The 12,496-nt window shown below is 38.9% G+C and carries 10 protein-coding genes; 4 read left to right on the top strand and 6 right to left on the bottom strand.

All coding sequences use genetic code 11. The annotated features are described in order from the left end of the window. Positions 1-56: 56 nt before the first annotated feature. The 4 genes from F3G75_RS05900 to abc-f all read right to left on the bottom strand — a co-directional run bounded on the left by F3G75_RS05900 (position 57) and on the right by abc-f (position 5,456). Positions 57-1,502, bottom strand: coding sequence for a DKNYY domain-containing protein (locus F3G75_RS05900; protein ID WP_149716907.1), 1,446 nt, complete (start codon positions 1,500-1,502; stop codon positions 57-59). Between the two features lie 13 nt (positions 1,503-1,515). Further along, a complete protein-coding gene (locus tag F3G75_RS05895) occupies positions 1,516-3,012 on the bottom strand; it encodes a DKNYY domain-containing protein (protein ID WP_149716906.1) in 1,497 nt (498 codons plus the stop codon). Positions 3,013-3,334: 322 nt separating this feature from the next. Continuing rightward, complete coding sequence (locus F3G75_RS09315; protein ID WP_188115397.1) at positions 3,335-3,523, bottom strand: hypothetical protein; 189 nt, start codon at positions 3,521-3,523, stop codon at positions 3,335-3,337. 1 nt (position 3,524) lies between these two features. After that, positions 3,525-5,456 (bottom strand): ribosomal protection-like ABC-F family protein, encoded by a 1,932-nt coding sequence (gene abc-f / locus F3G75_RS05885; RefSeq protein WP_149716905.1) that lies wholly within the window; start codon positions 5,454-5,456, stop codon positions 3,525-3,527. Between the two features lie 102 nt (positions 5,457-5,558). Here abc-f and F3G75_RS05880 point away from each other — a divergent pair, with 102 nt between their 5' ends. The 3 genes from F3G75_RS05880 to F3G75_RS05870 all read left to right on the top strand — a co-directional run bounded on the left by F3G75_RS05880 (position 5,559) and on the right by F3G75_RS05870 (position 8,075). After that, entirely contained in the window at positions 5,559-6,878 is a 1,320-nt protein-coding gene (locus F3G75_RS05880; protein ID WP_103576362.1) for an MATE family efflux transporter, read from the top strand. Continuing rightward, complete coding sequence (locus tag F3G75_RS05875) at positions 6,833-7,516, top strand: M48 family metallopeptidase (RefSeq protein ID WP_149716955.1); 684 nt, start codon at positions 6,833-6,835, stop codon at positions 7,514-7,516. Before F3G75_RS05880 ends, F3G75_RS05875 begins: the two co-directional genes overlap by 46 nt. A 73-nt stretch (positions 7,517-7,589) precedes the next feature. After that, positions 7,590-8,075: a tetratricopeptide repeat protein gene (locus tag F3G75_RS05870; RefSeq protein ID WP_087585286.1), complete on the top strand. Its 486-nt coding sequence runs from the start codon at positions 7,590-7,592 to the stop codon at positions 8,073-8,075. A gap of 140 nt (positions 8,076-8,215) precedes the next feature. Here the strand turns inward: F3G75_RS05870 and F3G75_RS05865 are convergent, their stop codons facing one another. Beyond that, positions 8,216-10,282, bottom strand: a complete 2,067-nt coding sequence (locus F3G75_RS05865; protein WP_149716904.1) for a TRAP transporter permease — start codon at positions 10,280-10,282, stop codon at positions 8,216-8,218. Positions 10,283-10,368: 86 nt separating this feature from the next. Further along, entirely contained in the window at positions 10,369-11,310 is a 942-nt protein-coding gene (locus tag F3G75_RS05860) for a TAXI family TRAP transporter solute-binding subunit (protein WP_107916622.1), read from the bottom strand. A 312-nt stretch (positions 11,311-11,622) separates the two neighbouring features. Between F3G75_RS05860 and F3G75_RS05855 the strand changes: the two genes are divergently transcribed. Further along, on the top strand, positions 11,623-12,495 hold the full coding sequence (locus tag F3G75_RS05855; RefSeq protein WP_149716903.1) for a phosphate ABC transporter substrate-binding protein: 873 nt from the start codon (positions 11,623-11,625) through the stop codon (positions 12,493-12,495). Position 12,496: the final 1 nt, after the last annotated feature.

Genomic DNA, 12,496 nt, shown 5'->3' with positions numbered 1-12,496 from the left:
CTTTAAATTTTTATGAAATTTTAAGCTTTAGCCACCAAAAATAGCCACTTTGAAATTTATCTCAAGTCGCTTTTATCTCTCTTTGGTTTTGCAAGAGTTGTTAGCACTATGACAAAAAAGGCGACGCCAAATGTGATATATAAAATGATCTTTGGCGAGTCATACTCTACCCTCGACCTTGCGACCTCTTCGCCGCTTGCCTCCACTAGCTCGCCGCGCTTTATCATATCGCTGATATCTTTTGCGCTAAGCTCTTTAGACGCTCTTGTTAAAATTTCTATGACGCTAGGACCCGCCACCTCATAAACGCTATGCTTTATGCCGTAAAATGGCTTTATCTTGCTAAAAAAATAGACCTTCTCGCCATTTGCATAAACTGCGCCATATTCGCCATCTTTTACCTGCCCTACTTCGCGCCAAGAGCTACTTGGGGCAAATTTATATAAAGAGACAGTTTGCGCCACTAGGTGCCTACCATGCTTTGAGCGCTGCCACTCTTCGCCTTGCTGTAAAAAATACGCTGAGCTTTCATCTACAAAAACGTCAGCATAGAGCCTTTTTAGCTCACCTTTTATCTGGTAGTCTGAAATTTTATCTTGTTCGTTTTTACTGCCATCCCAAAAGTAAATTCCATCTTTGCTGGCAAAAAGAGGCCAAAACGAGTGCACGTTATCCATGCTATAAATGGCGCTATAAGGCATATTTTGAGCGCTAAATTTACGCTCATTTGCAAACGCCGCCCCACTTTTTGGCTCAAAAAGATATTCTATATCGTGCTTTGGGTCATAGCATATCTGGCGCGTCTCATCTGAATATCTTGCATCAAGCTTATAAAAGCCTAAAAATAGGCTTTTGCCGTCTGTGTAATATCCGCTAGCAGCGCCATTTTCTGCCGTGATGTATCTTGGCTCACTAGGATCTGCGTCAAGCTTTTCGCCCTTGTAGTAAAGCGTAGCTCCATCTCTTGCAAAGCCAGCGTCAAATATAGGCTCTAAATTTGCACTTTCAACTCGCTTTGCCCTATAAAAATATGAGCTATCATCGTAGCTTTTTATAAAGACGTGAGTGACGCTTTTCATAATGGCGATAAATTCGTTAAATCCCGCCTTTTTCTCGCTTCTAGAACTGCAATAATAGCTTATCTTGCCGTCGCTTATATAGCCATTGCCAAGCACTTTGGTGCTGTTTGGATCAAGATCAGGTAAAATTTCTCTAGCGCAATAGACACTGTTTTTATCAGCCGCTACGTTTGAGTAGTCATACGCGTGTTTTAGCTTTAAGACCCTAAAACTAGCCTCATCGACGCCTTTTAGCTCATACTTGCCACTGCCTGAAATTTGAACGTAAATTTTACCCTCTGGCGAGCGATAAAACTGGCTATTATCTATGTTTGCAAAGCCTCTTTGATACTCTCCCTCACGCCACAGATAAAGCATAGCCAAAACAAAACATAGCATCAAAATAACAAAAAGATAAAGTATCTTAGTCGCAATTTTTCTCATAATCTATAATTATCTACTTTTTTTTAAGCTTGTTTGCTTGCTTTTTATTTTTAAAAATAGCGCCAACTACCGAGGCCACAAATGCTATTGCAAGAAATATCCAGTAGGCATATTTTTGCGAATACTCATCAAAGTCGCTTATCGCATCGATCACCACCTCGCCATCAGCTGGCGTCATAGCGCCTTGATCTACTATTTTTACTATCTCATCAAGTTTTAAATTCTTAACATTTGGACCATAAGGACGAGTGAGAATTTCAACCACGCCAAGGTCGTTTATATCATAAACACTGCTGTTAAAATGCCAGCCGTAGCCGACGTTATCAAAATAATATGTCTTATCTCCGTTTGCATAAACCGCTCCGTAACCATCGTTTCTTACAAGCCCTATCTTTCGCCACTGCTCTTTTATATCAAGCCTAACGATACACGTGTGGCGTGAGCTTAGACTGTGATCATTTTTCGTGTTGTGCCAAATTTCATAGGTTTTTAGAAAATATGTCTTGCCATCACTTATCACCACGTCGCCATATAGCGGCGTTATCTCGCCTTTAAAAGGATCGTCTCCGTCTCTTACAAACTCGCCCTCATCTATGCTGTTATGCCACTGCCACTTTCGCTCCCAGTGATAGATACCGCCTTTGCCACGAAAAAGAGCATGATAGGAGTGCTCGTCTTCTAGGTTAAAAAGTGGCTCGTATGGGGCAAATTGTGGGTCAAATTCGTGATCGTTTGCATAGACCATGCCAGAATTTGGCTCATAAAGATAGTGAATGCGCCATATCTCGCCGATATCACGCATTTGCGGGCTAAATTTGATCCCTAGTTTTGTGCTGTCATAATAGACATTTTCTCCGTCAGTCGTAAAATGCACGCTCTTTCTGCCAGATGCCTGCTCGATGTAGCGCATTTTGCTGGCATTTGCGCCCTCTAGCTCTTTGCCCTCATGATAGACTTTTACTCCGTCGCTTGCATAGCCAAAGCCCAAGATCGCAGCTAAATTAGCGTTATCAACCTGTCTAAATTTATAGATATGAGTTTGCGCTTTTGGGGTGTTAAACATTTTATGTGAGACGATATCCCAAAATTCTTTAAATGCGGATATTTCGAGGTTCGTCTCGCTTGCGCTATCACAAAAATATGTTATCTTGCCATCGCCAAAATAGCCATTGCCAAGCGCTCTAACGCCATTTGGATCAAGCCCGCTCATTAAGAGATTGCCACAATACACCGCCTCATCGCTAGCGCCAACGTTTCTGTTGTCGTATTTGCCGGTGTCAATGTATCTAAATTTACTAGCCCTCACGCCTATTAGCTCAAATTTACCCCCACTTGGCACCATGGCATAGACCTTGTCATCTTTGACGTAAAAATAGCTATTATTTAACTCTTTACTATCGCCAATGTCGTCATCTAAAATAGTAGCTAACCCAAAGATAAAAAAATAGACAGTAAAAAATATCACAACAATGGCGATTATTACAGAGATTAGCGGATGTTTTTTTAACATTTTAGCCCCATTTCAAAAAAATTTAGCGACCTCATCATGTCACAAAAACCTTTCATAAATTTAAATTTCACAAAACCTATCCAAATATAAAATATCTAAAAATTAAAAACTGATAATATACTACTCTAATTACTGTATTTAATAGCCAAACAGCACATAATGCTAAAATAGCTCCAATAATACTAAAATTCTTTAAAACCCCATAATAAATCACCATCAATAAAAAAAGAGAAAAATATAAAAACATAATCAAATAAAATAAATTTTTCAACCTTTCATATAAGTCCGAATTTTCTCTATTTGTCGCGATTAACCTAATGGTCTATATCTTATTTAAAAATCCAACTCTTTTATATTTTATCTCGACTAGATCGCCTACTTCATATTTTTCTATCTCTGGTGAAAACACCCCACTAAATCTCTCTTTACCTATCAAAAGGCTCATGCTTGTGGCTAAATTTAGCCTAACAACTCTTCTATTTAGCGCGCTTATCCTACCGATCTTTTTCAAGCTACTCGAGCTCCTCGGCGATCTCAAGCACTTCAAAATAGTCATTTTCTAGGTTTTCAAGCTCAGCTTTTGCCTTTTCTAGCTCTTCATAAAGCTTGGTTAGGCCTACTTCTTGATAAATTTCAGGGTCGCTTAGAGCCTCGTTTAGCTCGGTTATTCTTATTTCAAGGGCTGAAATTTTATCTGGATATGTGTTTAAAATTTGCGTTTGTTTGTAGCTCAGCTTTACGCCTGTTTTGCTCTTTCGCTTGGCTTCATTTTGACTATTTGATAGCTCTTTTTCAAATTTATCAAGCTCTTTCATCTCATCTTCAAGCTCCAAATAGACGCTATACTCTTCATGCAAGACATTTATCTTTGTGCCCTCAAATGCCCAAAGCTTGTTTGCCATCTTATCGACGAAATATCTATCGTGGCTTACTAGTAAGATCGCCCCCTCAAAGCTTTGCAAGTAGTCCTCTAAAATATTAATAGTTGCGATATCTAGGTCGTTTGTCGGCTCGTCAAGCACCAGTACGTCATAGGTTTTTGTAAAAAGAAGTGCAAGTGCCACGCGGTTTTTCTCGCCGCCACTTAGAACGCCTATCTTTTTATCTAGAAATTCCTTTGGGAAGAGAAAATTTTTAAGATAGCCATAAACATGTATATTTCGCCCACGAACCAGCACGTGATCACCACCATTTGGACAAAATGTCTCAATAAGACTCTTGTCATCATCAAGGACATTTCTAGCTTGATCAAAATAGCCGATACTCACCTCGCCTCTTTTTATTTCGCCACTACTTGGCTTTTCAAGTCCTAACAAAATTTTAAGTAGCGTACTTTTGCCGCTGCCATTTCGTCCGACTATGGCGATCCTCTCGCCCTGCAAGACCCTTGCGTCAAATTTTTCAAAAAGCACCTTACCATCTATGCTTTTGCTTAAATTTTTAAACTCAAAGAGCATTTTTTTGCGGTTTTGGCTCTGTGTTTGGTTGAAATTTTTACTCGCGCGCTCAAGCTCTAGCCTCACTCGTCTTATCACGCCTGGATTTTTCTTCGCTTCCTCACGCATGGCGAATACTCGCTCTTTTCTGCCTTCATTTCGCTTTAGCCTAGCTTTTACGCCGCGCCTTAGCCACTCTTCCTCGGCCTTTAGCTGTTTTAGCAGCGTCTCATGCGACTTTGCAAGGCTTGCTAAAATTTCCTCTTTTTTGGTTAGATAGTTTGCATATCCACCATCAAAGCTTCTAAGCCCAGCCTCCTCGACCTCAACGCACCTAGTTGCCAGCGCATCGATAAAATACCTATCGTGGCTTATGAAAACTATGCTTTGATTTGAGCTCTTTAGCATATCTTCAAGAAATTTGACCATATATACATCAAGGTGGTTTGTTGGCTCGTCAAGTAGCAAGACATCTGGCTTTTTAAGGATGAGCGCACCCAGTGCCACACGTCTGATCTCGCCGCCACTTAGTGAGCAAATGGGCCTATTTTCATACTCTTTTAGCTTAAACTCTTGCAAAATTCTCTCGATCTTGTGCTCGATATTCCAGCCGTCTTTTGCCTCTATAAATTTTATAAGTCTCTCTTGCTCTTTTAAAATTTCTTTGTTCTCTGGGTCATTTGCTAATAAAACACCGCTCTTTTCATATTCGCTTATCGCATCAAATATCTCTTTTAGCTCGTTATTTAGTGCCTGCCTTACGGTAAAAGTTGCGTTAAAATTTGGATTTTGTGCTAGCATTTCGACACTTATTAGGCTCTGGGTTACGCGTCTGCCACTATCAGCTGTCACTTCGCCAGAGATGATCTTCATAAGCGTGCTTTTGCCGCTGCCATTTTTACCGATGATCGCTATCTTTTCATTTTCATTTACACTAAAATTTACAGCGTTTAAAATCTCATTTGCACCAAATTTTTTACTTACGTCTATCAGGTCGATTAATGCCATTTTTCTCTCATTTTTTAAATTTCTCGCGATTATATCAAAAGGGAGCTAAAACCTAATTTTGGCTATAATCGCCAAAATTTTAAAATAATTAAGGAAAATTTAATGAACTTATCTATGAGAAAACTCGTAGTTCCGATATTTTTGGATATGTTTTTACACTTCATTACGCTTATCATCAACACCTACATGGTAACGAAAGTGAGCGTGCACCTAGTTGGCGCCATGGGTGCAGGCAACCAAGTGATGGATCTTTTTATGACTATTTTTAACTTTCTAAGCATTGGCTGTTCGGTAGTAGTAGCCCAAGCACTGGGAGCTAAAAAGAACGATCTTGCTTCAAACGTCATACACGCAAGTATCACGTCAAATACGCTCTTTGGTATCTTCTCAGCTATCATTATCTACGTCTTTGGCTACAACATCTTAAATTTACTAAACGTGCCAAAAGAGCTTATAAATGATAGCTTCTTATATCTTCATATCCTTGGCTTTGCCCTACTTTTTGATGGTATCGGTATGGTGCTAGCTGCTGTGCTTCGTGTTTATAACCTAGCAACTGCTGTTATGCTAACTTCGGTTTTAATGAACGTAATTACGATTTTAGGCAATGCTATCTCCCTTTTTGGCTGGTTTAATCTGCCAAATTTAGGCCTACAAGGAGTCGCTATCTCGACACTTGTTGGCAGATTAGTAGGCATTTTTGTGCTAGCTTATATGCTGAGTCAAAAGGCAAAAGTTAAAATTTATTTTAAAAAGCTACTTGTCGTACCATTTGAAATTTTAAAGAAAATCCTCTCAATCGGCCTTCCAAGCGCAGGCGAAAATTTACTCTGGATGGCGCAATACATGGTCGCTTTTGGCTTTGTGGCAAGTATGGGTGAGGCTAGCCTTAGCGTACAGACCATTTACTTTCAGATCACGCTTCTTATCTTGCTTTGTGGAGCAAGCATTAGCGTGGCAAACGAGGTCATTGTAGGACATTTAGTTGGAGCAAGCGAGTTTAACGAGGCCTACACAAGGACATTTAGGGCGTTAAGACTTGGAGTTTTTATAACGCTTGTAGTCGTGCTTATAGCTTATGCGCTAAAGTATCAGATCATGGACGCACTAAATTTAAACGAAAATTTACGTGCGATCATGCTACCACTTTTTACACTTTCGATATTTCTTGAAGCGGGCAGAACCTTTAACATAGTCATCGTAAATGCCCTTCGTGCAAGCGGTGATGCAAAATTTCCTCTTGCGACTGGCCTTATCTTTATGTGGGGGCTTTCGCTGCCACTTGGATATTTCTTAGGCATCTATCTTGGCTGGGGAATTATCGGCGTTTGGATAGGGTTTTGTGCTGATGAATGGCTAAGAGGCCTTGCAAATACATGGCGTTGGAGAAGCAAAAAATGGCAAGAAAAACGCCTAGTTTAAAGCAAAAGAGCATAAATTTAGACTTTTATGGGCTAAGCATTTTAATAAATTTTAAAACAAATGTAAAATCCATGCGTTTAAGAGTTGGTAAGGACGCTAAGATAACGCTATCTATGCCATTTTACAGCACACAAAAGATGGCTCTTAGCTTTCTTGAGATGCATAAAATTTGGCTTGAAAATACTTACAAAAAAGCTCTTGTAAATTTGCCAAAAGATGATGAGATGAGATTTCTTGGAGAAGTTTATAAGATAAAATTTGATGAAAATTTTAAAGAGCCATTTTTTGATGGCGAGTTTGTCTTTACGCCAAATTTAAAAAGCCTTGAGTGTTTTAAAAAAGTAAGAGCAAAAGAGCTATTTTTAGAGCTTGTAAGCCATTTTCAGCCTTTTATAAACAAACCAATCAAGCGCATCGTCATACGAAATAGCAAAACTCGCTGGGGCAGCTGCAATCATAAAAAAGGCTATATAAACCTAAGTCTAAGACTCATAGAAAAGCCTCTCTCAGCCGTGCGCTACGTCGTTCTTCACGAACTAACACACATGCTCTATCCACATCATCAAAAAAGTTTTTACGATTTTATAGAAAAAATCATGCCTGATTATAAAAAACAAGAGCAAATTTTAAAAGCGTAATTATTTTTCATCAAGTAAGTGTAAAAATTAATATGCTAAAATTGCATGTTAATTCACAAAAAAGGGAATTTCAATGAAAAAAATGATTTTTATCTCAATCTTAGCTGCTTGTGCTTTTGCAGGTAACTTTGAAGATGGACTAAAGGCATATGGGAGCTCGAATTTCAAAGAAGCTTTAGCTAAATTTGAAGCAGGATGTGCAGAAAATGATGCAAAATCATGTGTAAAAACTGGCGCCATTTATCAGCTAGGCAAAACAGCGACACCGGATCTAGACAAGGCTTTAGAGTATTATAATAAAGCTTGCCAAAGCGGTGAAAAAGAGGGTTGCTCGGCAGCTGGTGGACTTTATCTAAATACTGAGCCACAAAAAGCAAGAGAACTTTTTAATAAAGCTTGTGATAAGAATGATGGATATTCTTGCGAGATGGTAGGTTCTATCTTGATAGAGGCTAAAGAATTTAAAAAAGCTTATGAATTTTTAGTAAAAGGCTGCGAATTAGGTGATAAGATGTCTTGCGAATTTGCAGGCGATCTAAGGCGCTCAAAACAACTATAATTTTTAGGCTTACGAGCCTAAAAATTTCTTAAAACAAAAAATCCAAAAAAACACTTATTTTAAATAAAAATTACTCAAAGTATAAAGGTGGCTCTAAAAATTTATATTAGAAATTTAGGCAAGAGTACTCTTGCCTAAGATTAGATTATTTTTATTTGATCAAGTGGTTTGTCTTTAATGCCCCATTGAGTCATAAAAACAAATCCATAAAGTACAGCAGCTACGATATAAGCAGTGTATTCGTTTGGTATAAGATTAAATTTCGCACATATATTTGGTACAAGAGCCAGTGGCACAACTGGAATCAAAAGAATACGCTCCCAAATTCTAAGCTTTGTGACATAGTAGCCTTGAAGTAAGCTTGAAAAAGCAAACATTCCCACGATTGCCATACCAAAGACAAGTAAAATTTCAAGTGGATTGCTCATCCAGACTATTCCTTTTGAATCAAGCGGATCGCCCTCATTTACGCTTTCTATTAGCATAAGTTTGTTATTAAAGAAAAAGGCAAATGGCAAGATCGCCGTTCTTAGATCATAAAAGAATCCTTGAACGCCAACGGTTATAGGATTTGCTTTAGCAATACCAGCTGCCGCATAAGCCGCGATACCAACTGGTGGCGTATCATCAGCTAAAATTCCAAAGTAAAATACAAAAAGATGCACAGCAATGGCAGGGATTAAGAAGCCATTTTTATATGCTAAAAATAAAATGACAGGTGCCACAAGGCTTGAAACTACGATGTAGTTTGCTGTTGTTGGAAGGCCCATTCCTAGTATAAGTGACATCATCGCAGTAAGAAGCAATATCATAACTATATTATCGCCAGCAAGTAGCTCAACTAGGTCTGAAAGCACTTGGCCAAGGCCAGTTAGAGAGATAGAACCCACGATGATGCCTGCAAGCGCGGTTGCTATAGCGATCGTTGTCATACTTTTTGCAGCTGCAATCATCGCCCAAAATATATCTTCAAAGCCTATTAACACATCATTTATTCCAACTTTTTCGCCACTTGCTAGTTTTTTAACTGGCTCTTGAAAGATCATTATTAAAAATAAAAATCCAATAGCATTAAATGCTGCAGCGATGGCTGACTCTTTTGCGATTAATAGCGTATAAAGCAAAATCAAAATCGGAGTTATATAGTGAAATCCGCTTACAAAAATTTTAAATCTTGAGTGAAATTCGCTTTGATTTATACCTTTTAAGCCAAGCTTGACGCTCTCCAAATGAACGATAAAAAATAGTGACAAATAGCAAGCAAAAGCTGGAATTACCGCTGCCATCATAACATTTGTATATGTCATGCCCAAAAACTCAGCGATGATAAAGGCAGCTGCGCCCATGATCGGAGGCATAAGCTGTCCATTTACGCCAGCAGCAACCTCGATGGCTCCAGCTTTTGTGCGTGAGAGACCGGCTTTTTTCATAAGTGGTATGGTAAATGTACCAACTGTTACAACATTTGCTGTTGAGCTGCCTGAAACCATGCCTGTTAGGCCACTTGCGATGACTGAGGCTTTGGCTGGGCCGCCCCTATATTTACCAAGAAGCGAGAAGGCCAAATTTATAAAGTATTGCCCAGCACCTGCCCTCTCAAGCAACGAGCCAAAAAGTACAAAAAGGTAGATAAAACTAACGCTAACTCCGATAGGCACACCAAAGACGCCCTCGGTCGTTAAAAACATATGACCTGCTATCTTTTCAAAGCTGGCACCTTGATGAGCGATGATGTCTGGCATATAAGGGCCAAAGTGATCATATACCAAAAATAATATACAAATAATTGGAAGTGCTGGCCCCATGACACGCCTGCCAGCCTCAAGCAAGACAATGATCGCCAAAAATGATATGACGATATCTTGCGTGATGTAGTCCCCTGTCCTATCAGCTAGTTCATAAAAATAAACCGCCGGATAAAGTACGGCAACAACGCCTACCACACAAAAGACCAGATCGTAAAATGGCAAACTAGAATGTGCCTTTTTATGAAAAGTGACTGGATAAAGCAAAAATACAAGCCCAACCGCAAAGGCTAAGTGTATCGAGCGCGAAATGTTTGTATTTAGCGGAAAATAAGCTATATAAAGCTGAAAAACTGACCAAGAAAAGCATACGATCGCAATGAAATAGTTGTAAAAATTGCTATTTATCTCCCTTGTCTTTACTTCGACAAATTGTTCTTCGTTGTCTTTGACTTCGTTCATCTCTCTCCTTTAAAATTTAAATATATAAATTCAAAAGAATTTGTATATTTAAATTTTATCCAGAGGCAAAAGCCTCTGAAAATGGATTATTTTAATATACCAGCCTCTTTAAATGCAGCCTCTGCAGCTGGGTGAAGCGGAGCTGAAAGACCTTGGACGAGATCTTCTTTGTTTACTGATTTTAGCGCTGGGTGAAGAGTTTTATACTCATCAAAGTTATCTAAAATAGCTTTTATTACAGCTTTTACAGCCTCATCTTTTGTGTCTTTATTAGTTACCAAAACAGCTTTTACGCCGATAGTGTTTACGTCGTGATCGACGCCATCATATGAGCCTTTTGGGATCACACCTTTTGCAAAGTATGGCTTCTCTGCAAGAAGTTTGTCGATCTCGCTACCTTCGATGTTTAGGATATCAATAGGCAAAGATGTCGCAGCGTCAGTGATGTTTGCGGTTGGATGACCGACGACAAAGCTATATCCGTCTATTTTTTTATCTTTTAGTGCGTGTGGGCATTCGCCAACTGTTAAAACGCCACGGTAGCCTAATTTTGAGACGTCAAAGCCTTTTGCTTTAAAGACTTCAAGTGTGCTCACTTCGTTGCCGCTGCCTGGGTTGCCGACATTGTATTTTTTTCCTGCAAACGACTGGATATCGCTTGTTAGGCCGCTATCTTTTGCCACGACAAATGCAAGAAGCTCAGGATAGATAGCTACTACTGAGCGTAAATTTTCATCTTTTGCTCCATCAAATTTGCCAGTGCCGTTATATTTATCATAGACGACGTCGCTTTGAACAAAGCCAAATGTAAGCTCTTTTTTAAGGACGTTATTTACGTTATAAACAGAGCCGCCAGTTGATTGGACTGAGCATTTTACATCAGTGTTTTTATTTGCCAAACGGCAGATCGCTCCACCTATTGGATAGTACGTGCCTGTCATACCGCCAGTGCCGATACTGATAAATTCTTTTGCAGAAAGAGTTGTTGCTAAAAGCAAGCCAGCAAGTGCTAAAGAAGTAGTTTTCATCTAAAATCCTTTCAAAAAATTTAAGGCTATTTTATTCTATAAATTTAGCTTTGTATCTTTTTCTTATGATATTTTATGCCATTTTTGTAAAGTTGCAACCATTCTACACAATCAAGACTTAAAAAAATATTTTCTTAAGAATAAATTTATATTTCTTTATAGGGCGATTTGATTTTAATTAGATCACAACTTAAATATTATTTTTATTGTATAATGACGGCAAAGTTCTAAGTTTTAGAAAAACTGTTGCAAATTTACAACTAACCAATATCTTTTACAAATGTTAATAACAATCAAATTTTGGAGGTTTTTATGAAAAAATCACTTATGTTGGCCGCTTCAATGCTGCTTTTATCTCTAAATTTCGCTTCTGGTGCGGACGAAAAAACGCAAGTTAGCTTTAGTGGCTCATCTACTCTAGCTCCAGTCATTGCTAAAATTTCAACCGACTTTATCGAAAAGTACGAGACTTGGGATAAAGTAGATAGCGCATTGCCAAACAAAAATATCACCATCTTTGTCTCAGCTGGTGGCTCTGGTGCTGGTGTAAAAGCTGTGCTTGATCATGTCGCTGACTTTGGCATGCTAGCCCGCGACGTAAAAGATAGCGAAAAAGCAAAGATCAAAGATATGAAAGCCTATACGCTTGGCATAGACGCACTTTGCGTGGCTGTAAACCCAGAAAATGAGGTGATAAAGCTAAAGGGCGGAAATTTAAGCAAAGATGAGATCGTCAAAATTTTCTCAGGCGAGTACAAAAAGTGGAGCGATCTTGACAAGTCCCTACCAAATGACGAAATAGTCGTAGTTACAAGAGATCTAGGAGGCGGCGCTCACGAGGTATTTCAAAAAAAGATCATGAAAGATGTAAAAGTTAGCAAAAACGTCATCCAGTCACCTTCAATGGGCGCACTTGTCTCAAAGATCATCGAAAATAAAAACGCTATTGGCTACGCATCTTTTGGTATCACAAACCAAAACAAAGGCAAGCTAATACCGCTAAACGTTGACGGCGTGGAGCCAACTGTTAAAAACATAGTTGATGGCAAATACTACATCTCTCGCCCGCTCATCATCGTAAAAAGTGGCGATCTAAGCAAGAGCGAGCAAATTTTTGTTGACGTGCTAAATTCAGCCGAAGGTCAAAAGACTATCGAAAAAATGGGATTTATACCAGTAAAATAGC

The sequence above is a fragment of the Campylobacter concisus genome, from assembly GCF_902460705.1.
Taxonomy (GTDB): Bacteria; Campylobacterota; Campylobacteria; order Campylobacterales; family Campylobacteraceae; genus Campylobacter_A; species Campylobacter_A concisus_Z.
The sequence above is the reverse complement of the archived record's forward strand: the minus strand, read 5'-3'. Positions and strand labels throughout refer to the sequence as shown.

Coding starts and splice junctions, on each gene's coding strand:
- F3G75_RS05900 (WP_149716907.1), bottom strand. CDS start 1,502: ATGAGAAAAATTGCGACTAAGATACTTTATCTTTTTGTTATTTTGATG.
- F3G75_RS05895 (WP_149716906.1), bottom strand. CDS start 3,012: ATGTTAAAAAAACATCCGCTAATCTCTGTAATAATCGCCATTGTTGTG.
- F3G75_RS05865 (WP_149716904.1), bottom strand. CDS start 10,282: ATGAACGAAGTCAAAGACAACGAAGAACAATTTGTCGAAGTAAAGACA.
- F3G75_RS05880 (WP_103576362.1), top strand. CDS start 5,559: ATGAACTTATCTATGAGAAAACTCGTAGTTCCGATATTTTTGGATATG.
- F3G75_RS05855 (WP_149716903.1), top strand. CDS start 11,623: ATGAAAAAATCACTTATGTTGGCCGCTTCAATGCTGCTTTTATCTCTA.
- F3G75_RS05860 (WP_107916622.1), bottom strand. CDS start 11,310: ATGAAAACTACTTCTTTAGCACTTGCTGGCTTGCTTTTAGCAACAACT.
- abc-f (WP_149716905.1), bottom strand. CDS start 5,456: ATGGCATTAATCGACCTGATAGACGTAAGTAAAAAATTTGGTGCAAAT.
- F3G75_RS05875 (WP_149716955.1), top strand. CDS start 6,833: ATGGCGTTGGAGAAGCAAAAAATGGCAAGAAAAACGCCTAGTTTAAAG.
- F3G75_RS05870 (WP_087585286.1), top strand. CDS start 7,590: ATGAAAAAAATGATTTTTATCTCAATCTTAGCTGCTTGTGCTTTTGCA.